Below are 23,629 nucleotides of genomic sequence, written 5' to 3'. Positions count from 1 at the left end.
ATTGATCTGCGGTCTCAGGTCGAGAAGGCTTAAGGTCAAGCAGGGATATAGCGTGACGTAGATTTGAGCTAATGAATTTCGCAACGATCACGCCCTTCAGCCTATTCCCGTGCGCAAGATCGCTGCCGAGCTGGCACACAGCGGTGCGCGGATTTTCGATATCCTTCGTCCCGTCAGTGATCCTTAGCCAGTCGCTTCTGCCAATGGCCATCCTGAGCGCGCTGGCATTCTTCCTCGGAGTCAAAGCGGACATTACGATCCGAGAGCGTCAGATCAATGCAGGCTTCATTCAACGCGGTGGCTGTCAGCTCAAAAATGCGCGCCTTCGATTCAACCTCGGCAAGCTGTCTGTCCGCCAGCGTGTCGAACACCCAGATCACTTTCAGGGTTTTAGCCAATGCGTCCAGGTCAGCCCTATGGGTCAGCCAGGTGAAGCCTTTGATTTCACCTTTTGCTGTTTCGCACGCTTCGGTCAGCGTGGCGATTAGCCGGCGTTCAATTCGCGCCAGTTCACGTTTGCCGGGTGGCATCGCAATTTCCTTTGGAGTAGGGCGGAGGTGCTCAATCATGATCAACAACGGATCACTCGCGCAACGCACGGCGGACATACCGGCGCACATCGTCCAGCGCGGGTACAACGGCCAACACGCCAAGCACCAGCGAGAGCGGCACAGTAGCGATGTACCCGACGAGTTTGAACCCGTACGCACCTGCCACACCGCCGACGAAAAAGCTCAGTGCCAGTACGGTCAATAACGTGAGGCGCGGCCGGTTGGCAAGCACTCGCGGCTGCTTCGACGGTGTGGCGCCATTCCAGTAGAAGAGCTTGCCGAGCTCAATACCGATGTCGGTGACGATACCGGTAATGTGCGTGGTTCTGATTTCAGCCTTGGAAACCTTGGTGATCAAAGCGTTTTGCAGGCCCATGATGAAACACAGCAGCATGACCGTCAGCGACACGATCAATCCGTCCACTGCCGCCAGCCTGGCGCCCAGAAAACCGAAGCAGAGCAGTAAAAATGCCTCGAACAACAGGGGCAGCGCGAAGGCGCTGTGCAGACGTCTACGACGGGAATAATTGACCATAATGGCCGAACAGGCCGCGCCGGCGATGAAAGAGAGCAGGGCGCTGGCGCCACGCAGCAACAGGTCATACGCACCCAGAACCGTATTGTCAGCCATTGCCGAGACGATCCCGGTCATGTGCGACGTGTACTGCTGCACGGCCAGAAAACCCCCGGCGTTGATGGCCCCGGCCACAAAGGCCAAGACGAAACCAAGGTGCCGGTTCGCGACGACGGTGCGTCTTCGGCCGGTCAGGCTGCGGATGTATCTGATCGCCATGACTGAGTCCCGTTGTTGCAGGCGCGCTTGGCGGGTGCTGACCCGCCGGAGGCAATGACCGCCCGGATTCGCCAGTAAGCAACACAGTCATAGCGGTCGTACAGCGCTTCTTGGTGTTCGCGCCTCAGGTTCACCGGCGAACAGCCGATAGAACTCAAGTAACCGTGGAACACTTGCATAACTAAAACACCACGCTCGCCTTCATTTCTGCCCAATAACGCTTAAAACCGATGCGGAAGGTCTCATGAACATCAAACAGAAGCTGACGTGGGGCTTCGCAGCCATCGCCTGTGTTCCGGTGCTGGTGGTGGCGGGGTTGGTGGTGTTTAACGCGCGCGAAGCCGCCGAAGCGAATTTCGTGGACAGCAGTGGCCGCGAGATCCGGCAGATTGATAACGGCATGACGCAGTTCTTCGACGCCATCAGCCAGAACGTCGATTACCTGGCGAAAGATCCGCGGATCGTGTCGGCCAAGGACCTCAAAAATTACTCGGGCGCCGACGCTGCGCAGCTTCCACTCACCGACAACAACCGCCGCCTGCTGGAAATTTTCGACGGCTTCGCCAAAACCCATCCGACCACGGCGTACCTGTCGTTGGGCTTGAGTGACGGCGGCTACGCCAGCTGGCCGGATGATCCCAAGATCAGCAAGTATGATCCCCGCGAGCGCCCGTGGTACAAGGCCGCCATCGCCGCACCGGGCACCACCGTGCGCACCGGCGCCTATTACTGGGCGCCGGACGACGTGTCGCTGATCGGCACCGTTCACACGGTTTCCGATACCAGCGGCGCCGTCGTTGGGGTAGTCGGTCTGGACGTGTCCCTCAAGCAACTCACCGAGCTGGTCAAGAACATCAAACTGGGGGACAGCGGCTACCTGATGCTGGTGGAGGCCAACGGCAACGTGCTGGTCGACCCGAGCAACGCCGGGCATAACTTCAAGCCGCTGACCGGTCTGGGCGGCAACTATGCCGAGCTTGCCAAGGCCGACGATGGCGCGACGCAGATTGAAATAGACGGCAAGGTCTATATGGCTAACGTGATCAGTTCGAAAGGGCTTGGCTGGCGCTTCATCGGTCTGATCGAGCGCGACGAAGTGATGGCGAAGGCCTCCAGCCTGACCTGGTTGATCGCCGGGATCGCCGCCGCGCTGGCAATCATTTTCGCCATCGTCGGTGCCACCTTCGCCGGGGTGATCGTGCGCCCGATCCGGGGTGTGGCCGATGGCTTGCAGGAAATCGCCGAAGGCGAGGGCGATCTGACGCGCCAGCTCAAGGTTCACGGCAAGGATGAAACGGCCACATTGGCGGGGTGGTTCAACCAGTTTCTCGGCATGATCGCGCAACTGATGCAGCGCATTGGCGGCGCCTCCTCGGACCTGCAGAGCGCAGCGGCGGACACCCGCGAAGTCGCGCGCAACATGGACGAGGCGGCCGGGCGTCAACGCGAGGCGGTTGAACTGGTGAGCACCGCGTTCAACGAAATGGTCGCCACGGCGAACGAAGTGGCGCGTTCCTGCAGCCAGGCAGCGTCCAGCGCCGACGCAGGTTATCGCGACGTACACGCCGGGCAGCAACACATCAGCGAAGCCAACGGCAGCGTCTTGAAACTGAGCAAGGAGCTGCAACAGTCCACCGAGACCATGCAGCTGCTTGAGCAGGACAGCAAGAACATCAACGGCATTCTCGACACCATCCGCTCGATCGCTGAGCAGACCAACCTGTTGGCACTCAACGCGGCGATCGAAGCAGCGCGTGCCGGGGATCAGGGCCGGGGTTTCGCGGTGGTCGCCGACGAAGTTCGCGCCCTCGCAAGACGCACCGCCGATTCCACCGGCGAGATCGACAGCCTGCTCGGCGACTTGGCCAGGCGTACCCAAGAGGTGACGGTGCAGATGCGCGGCAGTCTGGAGGTCTCCAACAGCAGCGTCGAGTGCATCCAGCAGGCCCGGGACAGCTTCGACAAGATCCGCACGTCCGTGGACTCCATCCGTGATCAAAACACCCAGATCGCCACCGCTGCCGAGGAGCAGCATCAGGTGGCCGAAGAGATCAACCGCCACATCGCCCAGATCCACACTGACGCGCAACTGGTCGAAGAATTCGCCCACACGGCGCAGGCGGGCTCGGGTCGTTTGACCGACATTTCCGGTCAGCTCAATGGATTGGTGGGACGCTTCAAGTTCTGACACCGATCAAGGCATGGGCTAGGGATGGCCACACAAACATCCGGATTGGCAGCAAGCCGACTCCTGCTGGCGCGTGCTGCCCGGCGCTCACTCCACCGCGACCCAGTGATCCGCGGACACCGCCGAAAAACTCTGCACCGGCGCAACAAAATCCGCTGCCTTGATCGGGTCAGGCCGTTCCAGCTCCTTGAGCAGGCTCTTGAAATCCCTTCGCCGGCCCACTTCGGGAACAGGCACTGCAGCCAGCAAACGTCGGGTGTAGGGGTGTTGCGGGTTGTGCAGTACCTGATCGCGCGCACCGATTTCAACGATGCGGCCGCCATACATCACCGCCACGCGATGGCAGATGCGCTCGACCACGGCCATGTCGTGGGAGATGAACAGGTAGCTCAATCCATGCTCGGCGCGCAGCCGTTCCAGCAGCTCCAGCACTTGAGCCTGAACCGACACGTCCAGCGCCGAGACCGATTCATCCGCGATGATCACTTTGGGATTCAACGCCAGCGCCCGGGCAATGCAGATGCGTTGGCGTTGCCCGCCGGAAAACTGATGGGGATAGCGTTCCAGGGTGTCCCGGGGAGGTCGACCTGTTGCAGCAATTGCGCGACACGCTCGCGCCGCTGGGGCTCGGGCATCTTGTCGTGAATCAGCAACGGCTCGCCCACCAGATCGAAGACGGTCTTGCGCGGATTGAGCGCCGCGTACGGGTCCTGAAACACCATCTGCACGTCGCGGCGCACCCGCTGCAATGCGTCACCCTGCAAACCGTTGAGTTCCTGCCCCAGCAATTTCACGCTGCCCTGATAGCTGAGCATGTTCATCAAGGCTTTGCCGGTGGTGGACTTGCCGCAGCCGCTTTCGCCCACCAGCCCCAGTGTTTCGCCCTGACGCAGCTCGAAGCTCACGCCCTCGACCGCGTGCACCGTGCGCGGCGCTTCGAACCAGCCGTGGCGCAGAGGGAAGCGCACGCTGAGGTCCTTGACCGCGAGCACCACTGGCTGTTCGGTCATTACATCAGGCGGCGGCGCACTGCCCAGCACCGGCACGGCGGCCAGCAGTTTGCGGGTATACGGCGCCTGCGCATCAGTGAAGACCTGATGCAGGGAGCCGCGCTCTTCCATGCGGCCCTGATTCATCACCACCACTTCATCGGCCATTTCGGCGACCACGCCCATGTCGTGGGTGATCAGCAACAGGCTGGTCGCGAACTGCTGCTGCAACTCGCGCATCAGCTCAAGGATCTGCGCCTGAATGGTCACGTCCAGCGCAGTGGTCGGCTCGTCGGCGATGAGGATTTCCGGCTGGCAGAGCATCGCCATGGCGATCATCACCCGCTGGCGCATGCCGCCGGACAGCTCATGGGGGTACTGGGTCAGGCGCTTGTCCACTTGGGGCATGCGCACGGCGTCGAGCATGGCCCGGCAGCGCTGCCGAATCTCGCTGCGATTCAGTGCTTCATGCCGGCGCAGGGTTTCCGCCAGTTGCTGGCCAACGGTCAGCAGCGGATTCAGCGATGTCATCGGCTCCTGAAAAATCATACCGATGCGCTTGCCGCGCAGGCGTTGCAGCTCGCGCTCCGGCAGGCTCAGCAGGTCGCGGTCGTCGAAGAGAATGGCGCCGCTGGGGACGCTGGCCGCCTTGGGCAACAGCCCCATGATCGCCAGAGACGACAGCGATTTGCCGCTGCCGGATTCACCCGCGATGCACAGGGTACGGCGCGGGTAAAGCGCGAAGCTCAGCTCCTCGACCACCCGACGCCGTGAGGCACCGCCGCCGACGTCGATGCTCAGCCGCTCCACCGAGAGACTCGGCTGATCGTCTGGTTTCACTGGAACACCACTTTCGGGAAGTAGAACGACACCACCCAGTTGGGCAGGTCGACGATTTCGCTGATGCGCAAATCCCCGCACACCGAGCACAGCATGTAAGCCTGCTCCGCCGGCATGCGGTGCTCGCGGCACAGCCAGTCGATGGTGTTGGCGACGGCTTGGCGCGCGGCCTGCATCAGGTCCGGACCGATGCCGGTGAAGGCCTCGTACCCGGCGCTGTCGAGGTGCCCCGTCACTGGGCCGGGGGTGCTGAAACGCGGCGTGGCCAAGGGCGTTTGCTTGATCAGGTCGAGCTTGACCACCACGTCCATGGCGCTTTCGATGGCGGTGCCACAGACCTCGCCATCGCCTTGGGCCGCGTGGGTATCGCCGATGGAAAACAGCGCGCCGGCCACTTCCACCGGCAGGTACAAGACGCTGCCGGCCGCGAGGTCGCGGATGTCCAGATTGCCGCCGACCCGACGCGGCGGCACGATGGAATGCAGGCCTGCTTCGGCCGGCGCTACGCCGACCGTACCGGCGAACGGCTTGAGCGGCACCTTGGCGAAATCACCGAAGGCGGCGGGGGCGAGGGTTTGCGTGTCGTAATGCCACAGGGCCAGGGCGGGCGCCTGAAACTGGTCGGCGAGCAGGCCGAAGCCGGGGATGTTGGCGGTCCAGCCGAAGCCCCCGGGCTTGAAGCTGTCCAGGGTGATCTTCAGGATGTCGCCAGGCTCTGCGCCTTCCACGTAGATTGGCCCGGTGACCGGGTTGATCTGGTCAAAGGGCATCACGCTGACGTCGGCCACTTGCGATTGCGCAGTGAAATAGCCGTTGGACGAATCCCGGCAGTTCATCTGCAAGGTGGTGCCGGGCGCCACGCGCTCGACGGGGGTGAAGCTGTGGTCCCAGCCGAAGTGGCTGTTGACGCTGTGGATGGTCTTGACCAGGCAGTTCTGGCACATGGATGCGGTCCTCGTTTAAGGGGTAAGACGCAATGGCCCGTTCCATGCTCGTGATCCGGCACAGGCCAGCGCAAATCACTTCACCCAGATGTAGTCATAGTTGACCGGCACGTGGACCGGATCGACGTACAGCGCGTCGTCGCCGCCCATGCGCTTGGAGCGCACGGTGAAGCGTTGCTCGTTAAAGATCGGCACCCACGGCGCGTCGGCCATGGCGTCGGTGAAGATCTTCTTCCACGCTTCGGTGCGCTCGGCCTGCTGTTCCGGGCGGGCCATGGCGTCGGCTTTGGCGGCGCGTTCGTCCAGCGCCTTGTTGCAGTACAACGACCAGTTCCAGCCGCCTTCGACCGCGCCGGTGCAACCGAGAATCGGGCCGTAGAAGTTCGACGGGTCCGGGAAGTCGGCGATCCAGGCCATGCCGCCGGACCACACCATCGGCGCCTGATCCTTGGAGCTGCCGGCGGCAATCACGTTGGCTTGGGCCAGGGACTTGATCTGCACGCGGATGCCGACCTTGGCCAGGTCTTGCTGGATCGACTGGGCAATGCGCGGCTGCGGGTCGGTGTTCATCACGTACAGCTCGGTGTCGAAACCCTTGGCCAGACCGGCATCGGCCAGCAGCTTTTTCGCGCCTTCGACGTCGTAGGGCAGTCCCTTGTACTGGGTGTCATAACCGGGCATCGCCGGTGGCAACGGCTGGTTCGCCGGGACCGCGCGGCCGTTGATGATGCGCACGATGCGTTCCTTGCTGATGGCCATGTTGATGGCCTGGCGCACCTTGAGGTTGTCGAACGGCGGCAGGGTGGTTTTCAGCGTCACGTAGCCGGTCTGCAGCTGATTGCCGGTGACCAGCAATTGTTTGGAGGCCGGGTCGTTCTTGAACTGCAGGAATTGCGCGGGCGGCACGCCGTCGCCGGCAATGTCCACTTCACCCTTGTTCAGGCGCAGCAGCGCAACGGTCGGGTCCTGGCCAATCTCGAAAGTGATCTTGTCGACGTAGGGCAGGCCCTTCTGGAAGTAATTCGGGTTTTTCACCAGCTCGAGCTTCTGCCCCAGTTTCCACTCGGCCAGGCTGAACGCGCCGCTGCCCACCGGGTGCTTGCCGAAGTCGGCGCCCCATTGCTCCACCGCTTCCTTGGGCACGACCGAGGCAAAGTTGATCGCCATGATGTGCAGGAAGGTGGCGTTCGGTGCGCTCAGGGTGATGGTCAGGTGTTGGTCGTCGACCACCTTGATGCCGCTGAGGGTCGTGCTTTTGCCGCCGGTCACGTCTTCGTAACCGACGATGGAGCTGAAGAAACCGGCGCCCGGGCTCTGGGTTTTCGGGTTGACGGTGCGCTCCAGGGAGTACTTGACGTCATTGGCGACCAGTTCACGGCCGTTCTGGAATTTCACGCCCTCGACCAAAGTGAAGCTGTAGACCAGCCCGTCCGGGGAAATGCTGTAGTCCTCGGCCAGGCTTTTCACCAGCTCGGTGGTGCCAGGCTTGTAGTCCATCAGACGGCCGAACAGGCTTTTGATCATCGACCAGTTCTGCCAGTCGTAGCCAATCGCCGGGTCCAGCGTCGCGACATCGTTCTGGTAGGTCACCACCACATCGCCGCCGCTTTTCGGCGTGTCGGCCCACAGTGGCGTGGTAAACAGCGTGGCCGCCACGGCCAGGGTCAGCGCGTTGATCTTCATTGTTGTGCCCCGTTGTGTTGATGGATTCAGTGCTGCTTGATGTCGATGCGCGGGTCCACCAGCGGGATCGCCAGATCCGCCAGCAGGTTGCCCAGCACGATGGCCACCGCCGACAGTGTGGTGACGCCGACGATGACCGGAATGTCGACTTGCTGGATCGACTGCCAGGCGAGCTGACCGATGCCCGGCCAGCCGAACACCGACTCGACCACCACCAGCCCGCCCATGAACACCCCGATGTCGATGCCGATCATCGGGATCACCGGGACGATCGCGTTGGGCAGTACGTGCACGAACACGATCCGCGCCCGGCTCAGGCCCTTGGCCCGCGCCGTGCGGATGAAATCCTGGTGCAGCACTTCGATCATCGAAGAGCGAACCATGCGCGAGTACCAGCCACTGCCGAGCAGTCCGAGGGTCAGCGCCGGCAGCATCAGGTGGGTAGCGCCGCCATAGCCCCCAGCGGGAACCAGCCCAGTTGCACGGCGAAGAAGTACAGAAACAGCATGGCGGCGATGAACTGCGGCGCCGACACACCGACGAAGGAAAACGCCATGAGCAATTTGTCAGCGAAGCTGTCGCGCTTGAGCGCCGCGAGCATGCCCAAGCTGATGCCGATCAACAGCTCGAAGCCGATGCCCGCCGCCATGAGTTCCAGGGACGGGCGCAGTCGCGCGCCGATCAGTTCACTCACGGCGGTGCGCTGGATATAGGAGCGACCGAGGTCGCCGTGGAGCAGGTTGCCCAGGTAACCCAGGTATTGCTGATAGAAGGGCAGGTCCAGCCCCAGTTGCGCCCGAATCGCCGCGACCACCTCAGGCGTGGCGCTGCGCCCGGCGATCTGCCGCGCGGGGTCGGCCGGCAGCAGGAACAGCAACAGGTAGGTGATGAAGGTCACGCCGAGCAGAATCAGCAGCGCGTAACCCACCCGGCGGCAAATGAACGGCAGCATCAGCGACGCCCCTTGAGTGTGGGGTCGAGTTCGTCGCGCAGGGCGTCACCGACCAGGTTGAACGCCAGGGACAGCAGGATGATCGCTGCCCCGGAATGAATACCAGCCACGGCGCCGAGGTGAAGTAGGTCTGGCTTTCAAAAATGATGTTGCCCCAGCTCGGCGTCGGCGGTTGTACCCCCACGCCCAGGTACGACAAGGTGGCTTCCAGCAAAACGGTGGTGGAAATCCCCAGCGTCGCCCACACCAGAATGGTCGGCAGCAGATGGGGCAACAGGTGCGAGAACAGAATGCGCAGGGAGCTGGCGCCCAGGGTGCGCTCCACGGCAACGAAATCACGCGCACTGAGCGCCACGGTTTCGGCATAGATCACCCGGGCGATCTGCACCCAGTTGACCATCGCGATGACCATGGCAACGATCCACACGCTGGGCTGGAAAATCGCCGAGAGGGCAATTGCCAGCAGCAAAGCCGGGAAGGCCATCATCAGGTCGGTCAGGCGCATCAACACGCTGCCCAGCCAGCCGCGCACAAAGCCGGCGGTCAGGCCCACCAGCGTGCCGATCAGCACCGCCAGCCCGTTGGCCAGCACACCGATGAACAGCGAGGTGCGCGCGCCGAAGATCAACCGCGACAGCAGGTCACGGCCGAGCAGGTCGGTGCCCATCCAGTACGGCGTCGCCGGAGCCATGGGCGCGCCTTCCAGGGTCAGGCCTTCGACGAATTGCTCATCGGGATCGAAGGGGCTTATCCACGGGGCCAGCGCCGCGAGCAGCACCACGGTGACGATAAACAGCAGCGAAACCGCCACCGCCGGCCGACGCAACAGGGCCTTGAGGGTGGTCATGCGCGGTCCTCGTCCCGCGCCGCGAGGAGGTCGACGCACAGTGTTTCGATCGGCCGGTTGAGCTGCATCGACAGGCTGCGCAAACGCTCGTACGCCGTCGCCTCGTTGACACGCTGACTTACCATCAAGCGCGCCAGGGCCTGGGCCATGAGCGGACGCAGTGCCAGCCGCTGCTGCAGCTCGTTGAGCTGTTCGGCATCGGCGCGCTGACGGTCGCGCAGTCCCACCGCCATCATCAGCGTGGTGTAGACCGAGCCCTGGCTGATGGGTTTGTTGAGCAACGCCGTGGCGCCGAGCTGCAGTGCGCGCTGGATCTGCGACAGGGTTTCGTGAGCCGTCAGCGCAACGATGGGAATGCTGGCCTCATTCAGCGCCTCGACGGCCAGCGGACTGGCGAAATGCTCGATTTCGAGAATGGCGGCGAAACAGCCTTGGGTGTCGCACGGTCCGTCGTGAGCGAGCACCTGCGAGTGAATCCCCAGGCGGTGCAGGCTCTTGCCCAGGTTGGCCTGACTGCGTTCATCGCAGTCGATCAGCAGCAGGTGTCCCTGGTCGAAAGCAGGAAAGGCGCGTGTGTTCATTTGACGATCCTCAAGCGCGGCGCCGCGGTGGCGTGTCGGTCGACCACGTCGGCGTGTACATCCGTAACAGTGAGATAGGGGTCGGCGGCGATCGGGTGGGGCGCCGAGTGCACGACTTCGAAGCGTCCCCCGCGCAGTTCGGCAATATGACTGGCCAGCGCGCTGTGATGATTGCGCGCCGACAGGCTGACAGTGCCGAGGACGCTGGCAACCGGGTGTCGGTAAAGGTGCTCGCAAATCGCCTTGGGCGATGCATCATCGCTGGCGTGCAAGGCATCGGCGAACACCCTCAACGCCGTGTAGGCGCTGGTGTAGTAATGCGAACAGGTGCGCGGGCCATGGCGCTGCTGGCCCTCGCAAAACGCCGGGTTGAGGGTTTCGAAAAACGGCCCGCAGGACAGCAGGCGCAATGCCTGCATCGGGCCCACGCCATCGAGCTCCGCTTCGGTCAGGTTGCAACTGAGCACCGGCAGGCGCAGGCCTTCGCGCTGGCACGCACGGTCCAGTTGCTGCAAAAAGGCGTAGGACGACTCGCCCACCAGGTTGTTCAGCACAAACGCTGGCGGGTCTTGAATGAGCCCCTCAATCAGCGTGTCGAAGCCGGTCGCGCCCAGGTGCCAGTATTTTTCCCCGAGCACCTCAGCGCCGTTGGCTTCCAGCACTTCCCGGGCGATACGGTTGCTTTCCCAGCCCCACACATAGTTAGAGCCGAGCAAAAAAGCCCGCCGACCAAACTGGCCGAGGGCGTAGCGCAACAGCGGGAGCAGCGTCTGGTTCGGGCATCCGCCGAGGTACAGCGCGTTCTCGCTGCTTTCGTAGCCTTCGTACGGGCTTGAATACCAGAGCAGCGCGCCGTGCTGGTCCAGGTCCGGGATGATTTCCTTGCGGCTGGCCGACAGCGTGGTGCCGAAGATGTGTCTGATGCCCGCACCCAGCAGCTGCGCGATGCCACTGCTGTAGCGTGCCGGATCGCCTTGGGGGTCGACGTAAATGGCTTCCAGTTTCACGTTGCGCTGGCCGTCGGCGTTGACCTCGGCCAGCGCGTCCTGCAACCCGAGCAGGGCACTGCGGCCCATGCGCCGATAGGTGCCTTCGGTCGAGAGCAGGAAGCCAACGTGAACGGTGGGGCGCAGGTCGGGGGTCAAAAGGTTCGGCATGAACAGCATCCATAAAAAAGCCCGATCAACCCGGTAGGGGTCGATCAGGCTTCGATACCTGGCGCATTCGAGGCGCGTATGTGGACGAGACTTAAGGACCGGGGTCCGGCTTGCCGTTTGTTTTAACCATGAAATAAGCGTGCCAAGAGAACGCTCCCCTGCGGTGTCGGCCTTTACCGGCTTTGGCCTGTCTGCGGTTGCTCCCTGGTGGTGCGCTCGCCTGCGATCAAGCCTCAAAGCGGAGCAGGGCAGGTAGGCTGATGCACTGCACCCACTCGCTGAACAAATCCTCTACCATGAGCCGTCATTCATGATCGGAGCGGCTGCCGCTCTGCTTGTAGAGGCTCGGTTAAATGAGAGACCTGCCACCCACCGCTACCTTGCGTGCCTTCGAAGTCGCCACCCGTCACGGGACATTTACCTCGGCGTCCGAGGAGCTGCACGTGACCCAAAGTGCGGTGAGTCACCAATTGAAAAATCTCGAAGACATCTGGGGCGTGCAGCTGTTTCAGCGCGGCAAGACGCTGAGACTGACGCCCGCCGGAGCGGCGCTGGCGCCGATCGTCAGGACGTTTTTCATGAACCTGGAGGCGACGCTTGCAGACCTTCGCGAAGAGAACGGCCGCGTCAGGCTCAAGGTCAGCACGACCTACTCCTTCGCGCTGAAATGGCTGTTGCCGCGCTTGCCCACTCTGGCCGAACGCCACCCGGAAATCCTCGTCTCCCTGGACGGTACAGACACCACGATCAACTTCGCCAGTGGCGAGGCGGACGTCGCGATCCGTCTGGGCGGCGGCAATTACCCCGCGCTGCATTCGGAATTCATGTTCAGAGAGCACATTTTTCCGGTGGCGAGCCCTGACCTGCTCAAGCGCTTCGGCCTACCCCGGGAACCGGCGGAGCTGTTGCGCTATCCGCTGCTGGCGCGGGACGGCTCCGACCTAGTGCCGAATTGGGAAGTGTGGTTTCAAAACATAGGCCTTGGCGTGACCTCGCTGAAGGAAAGCGTGCGTTTTCCCGACACCAACATGACCGTGGAAGCGGCTTTGCTGGGGCAGGGCATTGCCCTCGTTCGCAGCGGGCACGTGGAAAAAGAGCTGCGCGACGGCAGTTTGATCAGGTTGTTCGAGGTGCCGTTTCCCTCGCCGGTTGCCTATTACTTCGTGTGCCCGAAGGGGGTGGAAACCCAGCCCCACGTGGCCAGTTTCCGCGACTGGCTGCTCGAAGAATCAACCGCAGCCGGAATTTCCTACGATTGACCCATGAGGATTTATTCATGATCGGATGAAAAGCCTTCGCTTTAATTTCGAATGAGCCACTGCCTAGAATCCGACATGCCTACTTACATCATCCTGTTGATCCTCTTCGCTGCCTTGCTGCACGCCAGCTGGAACGCCTTGTTGCGTGGCGGCACCGACAAGCTCTGGTCGATGACCATCATGTGCGTGGCGGTGGCCATCGTCAGCACGATCGGGGCTTTCTTCATGCCGGCACCGGCGCAGGAAAGCTGGTTCTACGCTGGCCTCTCGGCGCTCCTGCATGTGGGTTACAACCTGTTTCTGGTGCGCACCTACCGCAGCGGCGACCTCGGCCAGACTTACCCGATCTCACGGGGCTCTTCGCCGGTGCTGATCACCCTGTGCGCGTCGATCTTTGCGGGGAGGTGGTGCAGACCGGCACGATGATCGGCATCGCGCTGGTCTCCGCAGGCATTATTTCCCTCGCCTTCAAAGGCCGAAAGCTGCACGTCGCTAACCTGCCGTATGCCTTGGGCACCGGATGTTTCATCGCCGCCTATAGCGTGACGGACGGGATTGGCGGGCGCCTGTCCGGTGCGCCGATGGCCTACACCGCCTGGATGTGCGCGTTGTGGGGGTGTTGATGCCGATCACGTACGTTTGTCTGCGCGACGTTCGCAGTCTGGTGAGCGTCCGGCCTGGACTGGTGACGTCGTTAGGCGGGGGCGTGGTGTCGCTGCTGGCTTACGGCATCGTCATCTATGCCATGACCCTGGCGCCCATGGGGGCGGTGTCGGCCCTTCGTGAAACCAGCGTGCTGTTTGCGGCATTGCTGGGGTATCTGTTTTTGGGCGAGTCGCTCACGGCGCGGAAGATCCTGTCGTGCGTGGTCATTGCGGCGGGGACGATCATCATCGGTTGAGCGGCGCAGGCTCATTCGCCCAGGCTGCTCACGCCGGATCATTTGCGCAGCCTGGGTTTCACGGCCTTCAACCGCGCTATCGCCAGGTTGTGCAGGTATTGGCGAACGGCATCGTGGTGCTCTGTGCTGACGTGGTAGCTGTCCAGCAGGCCCAGCAAATAGCCTTCGGCCATGGCGTGGTAGCGCGAGACGCTTTCTTTGGTGTCACTGGTTTTGAGCTTGGCGATCAGCTCGTCGATGCGCCCGCGGTGCTCGTTGGAAAACCAGTCCTGCTGGGGCGGGGATCCCGCGTCGTCGCTCAGGGTCGTGTCCGGATTCATTGGGCCTCCAGGGGGACAGATCGGTTGCGTACTGTATCGGCGCGGGGCTTTTTATATGATCAATTTGCGCTTACGGGCTTGGACACCCTTTCAACCGATAAATCCTCCTCACTCAAATGCCACGCACAGTAGGACCGGCTTCAGCCGGGAAGAGGCCAGCGCTAACACCCTAAATCTTGCAGTGGAACCACCGACGCCTTCCCGGCTAAAGCCAGTCCCACATTCGCGTTGATCCCGCTGACTGCACGCGGCGGTGCCGACCTGTTCGCCCTTGTCGGGGCGCTGACCTAGGTGAACGATCAGCCCGCCCTCGCGGCCCGGGCCGACCATCTTTTCGATTTGATTTCGAGCGCGATTCTGGTCAGGGCGTGAAGGGTGAGCATTACACGATAAACAGTCTGTACCCGGCGAAGTCCATCACTGCGCCGGCGCGATCTGCTGCATCTTCTGCAGCAACGGAGCGTATTGCGCGTGGCCGACCGGGACGATTCCCGAGGCTTCCTGGGAATCAAGAAAGCCGCGCAAGCCTTGGTTATTCACCAGCATCGCGTCGCGTATCCTGGCCTTGATGTCGGCGCAGAGCGCGCCACGGAAGACGAACGGGTCATAGTAGATGGGCTCCGAGTGCCACAACACGCTCAGGGTTTCGCGGCTGATCACGCCTCTGTTGAGGTATTCATCCACCCGGACACTGGACACGAAGGCGGCCTCGACCTTGCGGTCCAGCACTGCGTCCAGCGACTTGTCGTGTGAGCCGGAGTACACCACCGAGCTGAAAAACTGCGGCAGGGGCATGCCGATCCGCGCGGAGAACTCCGCGTTGGGGATGATGCTGCCCGAGGTACTGGCGGGGTCCGTGAGCGCCACCCGCTTGCCGCGCAGACCTTCGGTTTGCCGGGCCACGTCCTGGCGGGCCACGAGCAAGGCCTGATAATGCTGACCGGCAGGGGTGAAGAAGCCTTTGGCGATGGTCAGGCTGGCGAACGGTTCGATGCGCGGATCACGTTGATACGCCAGGATGTAGGAAGCCGGCCCGAGCCAGGCCAGGTCCACCCCGCCCGATACGATGGCATCGACCACGCTTTCGTAAGAAGACGAGGGCACGATCTCCACCGGGATGCCCGTCGCCCGACGCAGGTGTTCTATCAGCGGTCGCTGCTCGCGCAGCAGCACCTCCATGCTTTTCTTAGGAATCACGGCGATGCGCAGGCTCTGCTGCGAACATTGGCCATACGCCGGCTCGATCAGCATCACGCTCGCCAGCAGAACCGCCAGAATTTTCACTGCACGCATGCTTCGCCTACCAGGTTCATGAAGGGTGGGTACTCTTGCAACTGTGCGACGCTGAGGGGCCGGCTGAAATGGTAGCCCTGGACGATGTCACAGCCGGCCAGCTTCAGGCACACGACTTGCTCCCGGGTTTCCACGCCCTCGGCCACCACTTCAAGCCCCAGACGCTTGGCCAGGATGATGGTGGAGGAAACGATCGGGTTGTCATCGGGACTGTTGGACAGTGGGGCGATCAACGCGCGGTCGATCTTCAGCTTGTTCAACGGCAACAGTTGCAGATGCGCGAAGCCTGCGTAGCCGCTGCCGAAATCATCGAGGCTGATGCGCACGCCCGCCAGGCGCAGCCGCTGGAGGTGCTCAACGGCCAGGCCTTCGGGGTCGAGCAGGGAGGTTTCGGTGATCTCCACCTCCAGAAACTGCGGGGCAATGCCCCGTATTGCCAGCTCCCGCAGGAACCTGTCGCTGTAGTCCGCCTGATGCAGCTGGATCGCGGAAACGTTGACGGCGATCTTCAGCGCCCGGCCCTCGGCGTGCCAGCGCATCAGGTCCTCGCAGCTCAGGCGCAACACTTCCCAGCCGAGGCCGACGATGAAACCGTTGCGCTCCGCCATCGAAATGAAGCGGTCCGGATACAGCAGCCCGAACTCTGGATGCTGCCATCGCACCAGCGCTTCATAACCCTCGACCTGCAGGGTGTCGAGCCTGATCTGCGGCTGATAGTGCAGAACGAACTGGTGATGGCTAAACGCATGGCTGAAGGCCTGTTCCAACATGAATTCCTCGACGTCGACGACGTTCAGCGACGGGTCAAAGAAGCGGTACTGGCCGCGACCGGCGCGCTTGGCGGAGTACATCGCCGCGTCCGCGCCGCGAATGAGCTCTTCGACGTCCTGACCGTCCCGGGGGCAAATGCTGACGCCGACGCTGGGGCTGGTCGTGACTTCATGGTCGTTGAGTGAGTACACCGCCGACAACTTGTCGACCAGCGCCCGCGCCCAGCCATCAATCTGTTCTTCACTGCGCTCGCCGGCCAGCAGGATGACGAATTCGTCACCGCCGAACCTCGCCGCTTCATCGCCGGGTTCAAGCATGCGGGAGATGCGCCCCGCGACAGCCTGAAGCAACATGTCGCCGACCTTGTGCCCCAGCGAGTCGTTGATTGATTTGAAGCGATCCATGTCGATGAACAGGATGGCCAGCAAGCGCCGCCTGCCGCGCTGTCTGGCGAGAACTTGCGTGGTCAGCTCCATGAACTGGCGACGGTTGTGCAGGCCACTCAGGTGATCCGTCGCAGCGGCATGGCTGCTGCGCCGATGTTCGTCCTCCAGCCGGCTGATCAGTTGCTGATTGATGAGCTGGGCGTCTTCAAGGGCGGTGAAGGCTTCCTGACGCTTGCGCAGCACCCGCAAGGTCCAGAACAGGGCGCCCAGAATCAGCACGGTCATGGACAGGTTCAGCCAGAATTGCTGCCGCGAGGCGAGCAGGGAGGACGCAAGGATTTCGTCCTCCGCCTGGCTCACGACAACGCTGAAACCCCGCTGTGGCACGCGGAGGTACAGGCTTTGAAAAAGCCCGGCCGGGGAATGTTGAGGCAGCATTCCCGCCACCGGGCCGTCACCCGGCAGCTCGGGCGTCATCGGCGCCCCGGAGAACACCACGCCGCTGCTGCTGATCCGCACGCGCTCTCGGCCGATGTTATCGATCAGCCGCATCATCCCGCTCTGGCCCAGATCGATATGCTCGAACAGGGCCGCGAGGTAGCCGATGTCCAGTTGGATCAAGAGGACGTTATCCAGCCTGCCGGTGAACGGATCGGTAAGCGGCAAGAGGAATGGCAGACGCCAGCTGGGGCCAAGGGACGTTGTCTGTGGGCCGAGGGAAGAGGGTAGAAGCGCCTTGAAACCGTACCGGGCCGAGTGATCCTGCAACTGGGTGAGCCACAGAGAAGGTAATTGGGCGGGCTCATCGCTGTGGCTGGCAGAGATCAACTGGCCGTCGACGGCATACAGGCTCATGCGTTTGAAAACCGGGTCCTCAGCCAACATCCGCACCAGGCCTTGATGCTGCACGCCCAACGCCTGCATATCGCTGCGGGCAACCCCGCCGATGGCCTGGGCCCTGTCGACCAACTGACGCAGGTTTTCGGCAGCGATGGTGGCCAGGTTCAAATGCTCGGCCGCCTTGGCTGCCAGCGCCTCCTCGCGAGACGAGGCTTTTTGCTGGTAATGCAGTCCCCACAGGAACAGCAAGGTCGCCGCGCAGAGAAGTACCAATAGCGATTGAATGAAACGGAGCGAGGACAACGATCGAGGGATCAATGGGTGCTTCCGGCAGAAGGTGATGGCACTTTAATACCAGATTGTTGCCATCCCGTGACGGTTTCTTCCTGCGCACTTATGGACGGTCATGGCAACTCAGGTTTCGCCGCTAGAATGCGTAGGACAACCCTTTCGGACTTATCCCATGGCTTTCGACTGGCACAGCGATCCGCTTTCCCGAAACACCCCTGTGACTCAGGATTACCGCAACACCCAGAACGTGCGCCGCTTCATGACCGGGCAGTGCGGACCGGCCTTTAAATTCGACCGCGACTTCATGGCCTGGATACGCAACGACACCCGCAAAACCCTGGGCGATGTGGCTGATGAATGGCAGCGCCGGCATGCCCATAAAGCCTGATGACAGAGGGAAACGCATGTTCACGTTATTTGGGGCCGAGAGATCCGGCTCGGCCGCCATCGAGATGGCACTTACCCTGTGCGGCGCCGAATACCGCCTGGTGCCCGCCAGTTCGTGGGAAGCGGGCGCCGGGCAGGACGAGTTGAAACGCTTGAATCCGTTGATGCAGGTGCCGACCCTGGTCATCCCCGGCGGTGGCGTGCTGACGGAGAGCGCGGCCATCCTCACCCATCTCGGCCTGGCATTTCCGTTGTCCGGCCTTTTGGCTCACGACGTTCTTGAACGTGCCCAACAACTCCGTGCGCTGGCGTACATCACCACCAACTGCTATGCCTCCATTGGCCTGATCGACTACCCGGAACGGTGGCTGCCTGACGCCGATCCCGATCAACTGGACAGCTTGGTCGCAGGCGCCCGGGGCAAATTGCACAGTCAGTGGGAGGTTTTCAGCGATGTGTTTGACAACCCGGTGACCTGGCATCCACAGGCACCTGGCGCGGTTGAAATGCTGGCTGTCGTAGTCAGCCAGTGGAGCGGGACGCGGGATCATTTGCAGAGGGCTCGGCCCGGATTTCACTCGTCTTTAGCGACGGTTGACCGCCATCCCGTTGTCAGTGCGGTTCTGCAGCGGTACGGCTGGTGACTGGAAGATGAGTCATCACCCCCACTGACTGCGCAATTTCGCCGGGCTCGTGCCCAAACGGAGCCGGAAAGCGGTCGCCATATGGGCCTGGGAGCTGAAGCCGCAGGCAGGGGCGATCTCTGCCAGTCTCGCGTTTGAGTCGCGCATCAGGGTTCGTGCCTTGGCCAGGCGCCTGTCGATCAGGTAACTGTGCGGACTTTTGCCCGTGGTGTTTTTGAAGGCCCGAATGAAATACCCCTCGGACAACCCCAGCATATCCGCCATGGCGTGCACCCCCAGCGGCCCGTCGATGCCCGCGTCGATGAACTCATCCAGCCTGCGCATCCGGCTGCCGTTGATCGAGCCTTGCAGCGGCGTGTCGTAGGGGCTTCGGTCACCGACCCGTTCAGCCAGCGCCAGCGCCCAACCCTCCCAGTCGTCCGCAGGCGAGGACTGCAGCAACGCGGCGCGCAGCTTCATCGCCAAGGGAATCGCCTGTGCATCGATGCGGTTGTTAAACGCATGGTCGCCCGTCAGCGCAAGCTCGTCCGTGCGCAGCAGCCGCAGGTATTCACCGCCCGTGGGTGACTGGGACAACACGTCGCAACCGGCGGGCACGAACGCGAGGCCGTTGGGCAGCGCGTCGAAAGGCTGCACCCGATCGCTGCCGATGGCGTGCAGCCCGCGCTGGCTTTCGAAGGCGAAACCAATCGCTGCCTGAGCCGCCACGTAACGAGTGGCGTAACCGGCGGCGGGGAGCAATTCAATCATCCACGGGCCTGCCTCGACACGGCGAACCGGTTCAGGGGGAGCGGGCGAGGTGGGCGTGTTGTCAGGTTCATGGCATTGATACTAATGAAGTGGGCGGCAAAAAGTCAGGTCAGTTTTTTGAAAGCCGGCGCGGTGGGGCTCAGCCTAAACTGAGCCAAATTTTCGAGGATACGGCCATGCACGGACTGACACGCGACGATATCGAACAGGCCGCTCGCCAGGTGTATGCGGTCATGCCGCCGACCGCTCAATATGCCTGGCCGTTACTGGCCGAGCGGCTGAACATCACGGTCTGGGTCAAACATGAAAACCACACGCCCACCGGCGCCTTCAAAGTGCGCGGCGGGATTACCTTCATGCACTGGCTCAAGCGCACTTACCCGGCCGTCAAAGGCATCGTCACCGCGACGCGCGGCAATCATGGTCAGAGTCTGGCGCTGGCCGCCACGGCATTGGGCTTGAGTGCGTCGATCGTGGTGCCGGAAGGCAATTCGCCGGAAAAGAACCACGCCATGCGCGCCCTCGGCGGCACCGTGATCGAGTGCGGCCGGGATTTCGACGAAGCCCGGGAAGAGGCCGCGCGGCTGGCGGACGTGCATGGGCACTATCTGGTCCCGCCTTTCCACATCGAGTTGCTCAAGGGCGTGGCCACGTATGCGCTGGAGTTGTTCATGGCTGTGCCGGAGCTGGACACGGTTTACGTGCCGATCGGCTGCGGGTCGGGGATTTGCGGCGTTATTGCGGCCCGCGACGCGTTGGGCCTGCAGACAAAGGTGGTCGGCGTGGTGTCCACCGAAGCAGCGGCTGCCAAGTGGTCGTTCGAAGAAGGCACCCTTTTGCAGACCTCGTCGGCGAACACCTTTGCCGACGGCCTTGCCGTGCGCCAGCCCATTCCTGCCGCCTTCGCGATCTATCGAGCAGGTGCAGAGCGCATCGTTGCTGTCAGCGAGGAAGAAATCGCCGAGGCCATGCGCGTCTATTACACCGACACCCATAACCTCGCGGAGGGTGCAGGCGCCGCTGCACTGGCGGCGCTCATTCAGGAACGCCAGGCCATGGCAGGAAAGAAGGTCGGGGTGATCCTGTCCGGCGGGAATGTGGACCGGTCGGTGTATGCGCGGGTGATAGGCTGAAGCGGCCAGCGGCAAGCTGCAAGCGGTTCAGCGGCGGCCGTTCAGCGGGGTAGTGGGTGGAAGATGTAATCGTCGGTCGGTGAGTCAGCCAGGGGCACGGACTGGGTATGGAGATAATCCCTCAACGCCGGCTCTTCTGCCTTGATCTGCCACGGCTGCGCAGCAGCGCCAGCATTGACTTCGGCACCTTCGCACGCAGCAAGCAAGGTCTCGACCGAAGGCTGGTGAGTCACCAGACCGTTGCCTTTCCAGCCGGCGACGGTCAGACCAAGGCTTTCGCATATCGCCACCTTGCGCCGGGCATCCTCGCGGTCGGACTGGCGCGATTGCTGGACCAGCATCGCCAGCCCCTGATCCGACGCCAGCAGGCTACCCTGCTGCCAGGCTTCGGGCGGGCAGTCTTTGGCTTGGGGTTTCAGCTCAATGAAAGGACTGATCTCCATCGGGTAGATCCGGCACACCAGCGGACGCTCCAGGTACACCGAACAGAGCCCGTTCTGCTGAAGGTTCGGGCACTCAGGCAAGGCATTAGCCGCCAGAATCACCGTTACCCGCAGGGTGCCCGAACCGCCGGTGACCGGCGCGGATCGCCCGGCGTTGTAGGCGTACTCGGGCGATCCGACCGGCCAGAGCGACTCATCAAACGCCTCAAGCAAAACCCCGACAGAATGGCCGCGTTTTAGCCAGGTCACTGCTTCACTCAGGGTCAAGGGGACGAAGCGGCCGCGGCAGCAGGCGCCGCAGCCGACGCACTCGAAGCGCACGTCGGGGCCTACGTTCGGAGGGTTGGCTGTTGAGGGAATCGTTGAATCGTTGATGGTTAGGTCGCCTGCGCCGCTATTCGTTGAACGGGAATCATACGGCGGTTAGCTCAATCCGGTTAGTCCCGTGTGCGGCCCATCAGTGGGGCGAGCCGTTCCCACTGACTGACCCGATGGATCAGCGACCCACGTTTTCCCCGGCCTCAACTCATCCAGTTGCCACCGTCGACGTTGTAGGTCTGGGCGACGACATAATCGCTCTCCGCTGACGCGAGAAAGATCGCCATGCCGGTCAGGTCCTCGGCGGTGCCCATGCGACCGTAGGGCACTTCTTCGCCGACGAGCCTTTTCTTCTCCCCCAGCGGCCGGTTCTCGTGTCTGGCAAACAGCGCGTCGACGCCGTCCCAATGCTCGCCATCAACCACGCCCGGTGCGATCGCGTTGACGTTGATCCGGTGTTTGATCAGGTTCAACCCGGCGGACTGGGTCAGGCTGATGACTGCGGCCTTGGTCGCGCAGTAGACGCCCACCAGTGCCTCGCCGCGCCGCCCGGCCTGGCTCGCCATGTTGATGATCTTGCCGCCATGACCCTGGGCGATCATCTGCTTCGCCGCCGCCTGAAGGGTGAACAACGTGCCGGCCACATTGATGGAGAACAGCCGCTCGTAGCTCTCGCGGGTGATGTCCGTAATGGGCGCGAGATCAAACAGCGCGGCGTTGTTGACCAAAATATCCAGCTTACCGGTGGTGGCGATGACGGCCGCCATGGCCGCGTCAATGGACGATTGATCGGTGACATCCATCCTCACCGCGTAGGCACTGGCCCCCAGTTCGGTGGCCGTCTGGGTCGCGCGCTCCAGGTTGATGTCGGCGATGGCGACCGTCGCGCCCTCGCGAATGTAGGCTTCGGCGTAGGCCCGCCCGATACCGCGGGCCGAGCCGGTGATCAGCGCGCTTTTACCTTCGAGTCGTTTCATGGGAAGAGTCATCCGTTATGCGGTGAGAACCGGCCGACATCCGTCGGCGGTGGGTTTATTTCTTTGGGTAGCCAGCGCGCTTCATTTCCCGCTCCGTCGTCGACTGCGCGGCAGCCAGTGCCTGCTCGACGGAGGTCTGGCCGGTGAGTGCGGCGGAGAAGAGCTTGCCCACCGACGTGCCGATGGCCTGGAATTCCGGGATGGTCACGTACTGAATGCCAACATAGGGCACAGGCTTGGCCGACGGGTGCGTCGGATCGGCGTGCTTCATCATCTCCAGTGTCACTTTGGCGAACGGCGCAGCCTTGAGGTAGGCGTCGCTGTAGGTGGAGGTGCGAGTGCCGGGCGGCACGTTGGTGATGCCGTCTTTTTGCGCCACGAGCTGGATGTATTCCTTGGAGGTCGCCCAGGTGGTGAAGGCCTTGGCGGCGTCTTTGTGTTGGGAGGTTGCCGGGATTGCCAGAGACCAGGCGTACAGCCAGGACGAACCCTTGTCGGTCACTTCAACGGGTGCTGGCGCGAAGCCCACGCTGTCCACGACCCGGCTCTGTTCCTTGTCGGTGGTGAACGAGCCCGCCACGCTGGCATCGACCCAGATCGCGCATTTGCCGCTGTTGAACAGGGCGAGGGTTTCGTTGAAACCGTTACTTGAGACGCCGGGCGGCCCATAGTTTTTCAGCGTGTTGACGTAGAAATCGGCAGCGGCCTTCCACTCGGGGCTGGTCAGCTCGGGTCGCCATTGCTCGTCGAACCAGCGGGCGCCGAAGGCGTTGGCCATCGTTGTCAGCAAGGCCATGTTCTCGCCCCAGCCGGCCTTGCCTCGCAGGCACATGCCGTACTGACCCTGATCCGGGTGATGCAGTTTGGCGGCAAACGCCCCGAGTTGGGTCCAGGTCGGGTGCTCGGGCATGCTCAGCCCGGCTTGTTTGAACAGGTCGGTCCGGTAGTAGGTCACCGTGCTCTCGCCGTAGAAGGGCAACGCATAGAGCGTGTCGTTGACCGACAGGCCCTGGCGCACGGAGGGGATGATGTCGTCGAGGTCGTAGCTGGCGGGCAGGTCCTTCATCGGCTCCAACCAGTTTTTTGCGCCCCACAATGGCGTCTCGTAGGTGCCGATGGTCAACACATCGAACTGGCCGCCCTGGGTTGCGATGTCAGTCGTCAGCCGCTGGCGCAGGACGTTTTCTTCGAGCACCACCCAGTTGAGTTTGATGTCGGGGTGCTGCTCTTCGAATACCCTGGAGAGCCGCTGCATGCGGATCATGTCGTTGTTGTTGACCGTCGCGATGGTGATGGTCTCGGCAGCATGGCTGACCCCAGCCAGAGACAGGCCGGCAGCCAGCAGCAGCGCGTGATGGGTGATCTTCATGGTGATCTCCACTCCACGCCGG

The 23,629-nt window shown here is 62.6% G+C and carries 21 protein-coding genes and 2 pseudogenes; 6 read left to right on the top strand and 17 right to left on the bottom strand.

Annotation, left to right across the window (positions count from 1 at the left end; all coding sequences use genetic code 11):
• Positions 1-173: 173 nt before the first annotated feature.
• Together JN403_RS17715 and JN403_RS17710 are read right to left on the bottom strand one after the other, a co-directional pair.
• The gene (locus JN403_RS17715) at positions 174-530 is read right to left on the bottom strand and encodes a hypothetical protein (RefSeq protein WP_205487470.1); all 357 of its coding nucleotides are present in this window, start codon (positions 528-530) and stop codon (positions 174-176) included.
• 52 nt (positions 531-582) lie between these two features.
• Complete coding sequence (locus JN403_RS17710; RefSeq protein ID WP_205483515.1) at positions 583-1,344, bottom strand: YoaK family protein; 762 nt, start codon at positions 1,342-1,344, stop codon at positions 583-585.
• A 244-nt stretch (positions 1,345-1,588) separates the two neighbouring features.
• On the opposite strand from JN403_RS17710, the gene JN403_RS17705 reads away from it, so the two are divergent.
• Positions 1,589-3,532 (top strand): methyl-accepting chemotaxis protein, encoded by a 1,944-nt coding sequence (locus JN403_RS17705; RefSeq protein ID WP_205483514.1) that lies wholly within the window; start codon positions 1,589-1,591, stop codon positions 3,530-3,532.
• An 87-nt stretch (positions 3,533-3,619) separates the two neighbouring features.
• On the opposite strand, the pseudogene JN403_RS17700 reads toward JN403_RS17705, so the two are convergent.
• The 8 genes and pseudogenes from JN403_RS17700 to JN403_RS17670 all read right to left on the bottom strand — a co-directional run bounded on the left by JN403_RS17700 (position 3,620) and on the right by JN403_RS17670 (position 11,525).
• Positions 3,620-5,361, bottom strand: a pseudogene (locus tag JN403_RS17700) (ABC transporter ATP-binding protein).
• Positions 5,358-6,305: an acetamidase/formamidase family protein gene (locus JN403_RS17695; protein ID WP_205483511.1), complete on the bottom strand. Its 948-nt coding sequence runs from the start codon at positions 6,303-6,305 to the stop codon at positions 5,358-5,360. The pseudogene JN403_RS17700 and the gene JN403_RS17695 overlap by 4 nt, the downstream one beginning before the upstream one ends.
• Positions 6,306-6,380: 75 nt before the next feature.
• Positions 6,381-7,988 carry an ABC transporter substrate-binding protein gene (locus JN403_RS17690; RefSeq protein ID WP_205483509.1) on the bottom strand — a complete coding sequence of 536 codons (1,608 nt, stop codon included), beginning with the start codon at positions 7,986-7,988 and terminating at the stop codon, positions 6,381-6,383.
• 26 nt (positions 7,989-8,014) lie between these two features.
• Positions 8,015-8,422 carry an ABC transporter permease gene (locus JN403_RS25630; protein WP_240356652.1) on the bottom strand — a complete coding sequence of 136 codons (408 nt, stop codon included), beginning with the start codon at positions 8,420-8,422 and terminating at the stop codon, positions 8,015-8,017.
• Positions 8,422-8,886, bottom strand: coding sequence for an ABC transporter permease (locus tag JN403_RS25625; protein WP_345945853.1), 465 nt, complete (start codon positions 8,884-8,886; stop codon positions 8,422-8,424). The genes JN403_RS25630 and JN403_RS25625 overlap by 1 nt, the downstream gene beginning before the upstream one ends.
• Positions 8,804-9,787 carry an ABC transporter permease gene (locus JN403_RS17680; protein WP_345945820.1) on the bottom strand — a complete coding sequence of 328 codons (984 nt, stop codon included), beginning with the start codon at positions 9,785-9,787 and terminating at the stop codon, positions 8,804-8,806. Before JN403_RS17680 ends, JN403_RS25625 begins: the two co-directional genes overlap by 83 nt.
• The gene (locus tag JN403_RS17675; RefSeq protein ID WP_205483507.1) at positions 9,784-10,368 is read right to left on the bottom strand and encodes an ANTAR domain-containing protein; all 585 of its coding nucleotides are present in this window, start codon (positions 10,366-10,368) and stop codon (positions 9,784-9,786) included. The genes JN403_RS17680 and JN403_RS17675 overlap by 4 nt, the downstream gene beginning before the upstream one ends.
• Positions 10,365-11,525, bottom strand: a complete 1,161-nt coding sequence (locus tag JN403_RS17670) for a transporter substrate-binding protein (RefSeq protein WP_205483506.1) — start codon at positions 11,523-11,525, stop codon at positions 10,365-10,367. Before JN403_RS17670 ends, JN403_RS17675 begins: the two co-directional genes overlap by 4 nt.
• A gap of 353 nt (positions 11,526-11,878) precedes the next feature.
• On the opposite strand from JN403_RS17670, the gene gcvA reads away from it, so the two are divergent.
• Entirely contained in the window at positions 11,879-12,784 is a 906-nt protein-coding gene (gene gcvA, locus JN403_RS17665) for a transcriptional regulator GcvA (RefSeq protein ID WP_205483505.1), read from the top strand.
• 75 nt (positions 12,785-12,859) lie between these two features.
• A pseudogene (locus tag JN403_RS17660) lies at positions 12,860-13,685 on the top strand (DMT family transporter).
• 38 nt (positions 13,686-13,723) lie between these two features.
• Here JN403_RS17660 and JN403_RS17655 read toward each other — a convergent pair.
• The 3 genes from JN403_RS17655 to JN403_RS17645 all read right to left on the bottom strand — a co-directional run bounded on the left by JN403_RS17655 (position 13,724) and on the right by JN403_RS17645 (position 17,613).
• Positions 13,724-14,005 (bottom strand): hypothetical protein, encoded by a 282-nt coding sequence (locus tag JN403_RS17655; RefSeq protein ID WP_172612145.1) that lies wholly within the window; start codon positions 14,003-14,005, stop codon positions 13,724-13,726.
• A 417-nt stretch (positions 14,006-14,422) separates the two neighbouring features.
• Entirely contained in the window at positions 14,423-15,298 is an 876-nt protein-coding gene (locus JN403_RS17650; protein ID WP_205483504.1) for a phosphate/phosphite/phosphonate ABC transporter substrate-binding protein, read from the bottom strand.
• On the bottom strand, positions 15,286-17,613 hold the full coding sequence (locus tag JN403_RS17645) for an EAL domain-containing protein (protein ID WP_205483503.1): 2,328 nt from the start codon (positions 17,611-17,613) through the stop codon (positions 15,286-15,288). Before JN403_RS17645 ends, JN403_RS17650 begins: the two co-directional genes overlap by 13 nt.
• 145 nt (positions 17,614-17,758) lie before the next feature.
• Between JN403_RS17645 and JN403_RS17640 the strand changes: the two genes are divergently transcribed.
• Positions 17,759-17,974 carry a DUF6434 domain-containing protein gene (locus tag JN403_RS17640; RefSeq protein ID WP_122537105.1) on the top strand — a complete coding sequence of 72 codons (216 nt, stop codon included), beginning with the start codon at positions 17,759-17,761 and terminating at the stop codon, positions 17,972-17,974.
• Positions 17,975-17,990: 16 nt separating this feature from the next.
• Positions 17,991-18,617 (top strand): glutathione S-transferase, encoded by a 627-nt coding sequence (locus JN403_RS17635; protein ID WP_205483502.1) that lies wholly within the window; start codon positions 17,991-17,993, stop codon positions 18,615-18,617.
• A 15-nt stretch (positions 18,618-18,632) separates the two neighbouring features.
• On the opposite strand, the gene JN403_RS17630 is transcribed toward JN403_RS17635, so the two are convergent.
• Positions 18,633-19,367 carry an AraC family transcriptional regulator gene (locus JN403_RS17630; protein ID WP_205483501.1) on the bottom strand — a complete coding sequence of 245 codons (735 nt, stop codon included), beginning with the start codon at positions 19,365-19,367 and terminating at the stop codon, positions 18,633-18,635.
• 176 nt (positions 19,368-19,543) lie between these two features.
• On the opposite strand from JN403_RS17630, the gene JN403_RS17625 reads away from it, so the two are divergent.
• Positions 19,544-20,500, top strand: a complete 957-nt coding sequence (locus tag JN403_RS17625) for a threonine dehydratase (protein ID WP_205483498.1) — start codon at positions 19,544-19,546, stop codon at positions 20,498-20,500.
• A gap of 41 nt (positions 20,501-20,541) precedes the next feature.
• Here JN403_RS17625 and JN403_RS17620 read toward each other — a convergent pair whose 3' ends face one another.
• The 3 genes from JN403_RS17620 to JN403_RS17610 all read right to left on the bottom strand — a co-directional run bounded on the left by JN403_RS17620 (position 20,542) and on the right by JN403_RS17610 (position 23,607).
• Positions 20,542-21,264 (bottom strand): YkgJ family cysteine cluster protein, encoded by a 723-nt coding sequence (locus JN403_RS17620; RefSeq protein ID WP_205483496.1) that lies wholly within the window; start codon positions 21,262-21,264, stop codon positions 20,542-20,544.
• A gap of 200 nt (positions 21,265-21,464) precedes the next feature.
• The gene (locus JN403_RS17615; protein ID WP_122537100.1) at positions 21,465-22,238 is read right to left on the bottom strand and encodes an L-iditol 2-dehydrogenase; all 774 of its coding nucleotides are present in this window, start codon (positions 22,236-22,238) and stop codon (positions 21,465-21,467) included.
• Between the two features lie 55 nt (positions 22,239-22,293).
• Positions 22,294-23,607, bottom strand: a complete 1,314-nt coding sequence (locus JN403_RS17610; RefSeq protein WP_205483494.1) for a sugar ABC transporter substrate-binding protein — start codon at positions 23,605-23,607, stop codon at positions 22,294-22,296.
• Positions 23,608-23,629 lie beyond the last annotated feature (22 nt).

Origin of the sequence: Pseudomonas sp. 15A4 (assembly GCF_016925575.1) — a bacterium.
Taxonomy (GTDB): Bacteria; Pseudomonadota; Gammaproteobacteria; order Pseudomonadales; family Pseudomonadaceae; genus Aquipseudomonas.
The sequence above is the reverse complement of the archived record's forward strand: the minus strand, read 5'-3'. Positions and strand labels throughout refer to the sequence as shown.

Coding starts and splice junctions, on each gene's coding strand:
- JN403_RS17705 (WP_205483514.1), top strand. CDS start 1,589: ATGAACATCAAACAGAAGCTGACGTGGGGCTTCGCAGCCATCGCCTGT.
- JN403_RS17695 (WP_205483511.1), bottom strand. CDS start 6,305: ATGTGCCAGAACTGCCTGGTCAAGACCATCCACAGCGTCAACAGCCAC.
- JN403_RS17610 (WP_205483494.1), bottom strand. CDS start 23,607: ATGAAGATCACCCATCACGCGCTGCTGCTGGCTGCCGGCCTGTCTCTG.
- JN403_RS17675 (WP_205483507.1), bottom strand. CDS start 10,368: ATGAACACACGCGCCTTTCCTGCTTTCGACCAGGGACACCTGCTGCTG.
- JN403_RS17615 (WP_122537100.1), bottom strand. CDS start 22,238: ATGAAACGACTCGAAGGTAAAAGCGCGCTGATCACCGGCTCGGCCCGC.
- JN403_RS17690 (WP_205483509.1), bottom strand. CDS start 7,988: ATGAAGATCAACGCGCTGACCCTGGCCGTGGCGGCCACGCTGTTTACC.
- JN403_RS17715 (WP_205487470.1), bottom strand. CDS start 530: ATGCCACCCGGCAAACGTGAACTGGCGCGAATTGAACGCCGGCTAATC.
- JN403_RS17625 (WP_205483498.1), top strand. CDS start 19,544: ATGCACGGACTGACACGCGACGATATCGAACAGGCCGCTCGCCAGGTG.
- JN403_RS17710 (WP_205483515.1), bottom strand. CDS start 1,344: ATGGCGATCAGATACATCCGCAGCCTGACCGGCCGAAGACGCACCGTC.
- JN403_RS17650 (WP_205483504.1), bottom strand. CDS start 15,298: ATGCGTGCAGTGAAAATTCTGGCGGTTCTGCTGGCGAGCGTGATGCTG.
- JN403_RS17630 (WP_205483501.1), bottom strand. CDS start 19,367: ATGATTGAATTGCTCCCCGCCGCCGGTTACGCCACTCGTTACGTGGCG.
- gcvA (WP_205483505.1), top strand. CDS start 11,879: ATGAGAGACCTGCCACCCACCGCTACCTTGCGTGCCTTCGAAGTCGCC.
- JN403_RS17680 (WP_345945820.1), bottom strand. CDS start 9,787: ATGACCACCCTCAAGGCCCTGTTGCGTCGGCCGGCGGTGGCGGTTTCG.
- JN403_RS17640 (WP_122537105.1), top strand. CDS start 17,759: ATGGCTTTCGACTGGCACAGCGATCCGCTTTCCCGAAACACCCCTGTG.
- JN403_RS25630 (WP_240356652.1), bottom strand. CDS start 8,422: ATGCTGCCGGCGCTGACCCTCGGACTGCTCGGCAGTGGCTGGTACTCG.
- JN403_RS17635 (WP_205483502.1), top strand. CDS start 17,991: ATGTTCACGTTATTTGGGGCCGAGAGATCCGGCTCGGCCGCCATCGAG.
- JN403_RS17670 (WP_205483506.1), bottom strand. CDS start 11,525: ATGCCGAACCTTTTGACCCCCGACCTGCGCCCCACCGTTCACGTTGGC.
- JN403_RS17655 (WP_172612145.1), bottom strand. CDS start 14,005: ATGAATCCGGACACGACCCTGAGCGACGACGCGGGATCCCCGCCCCAG.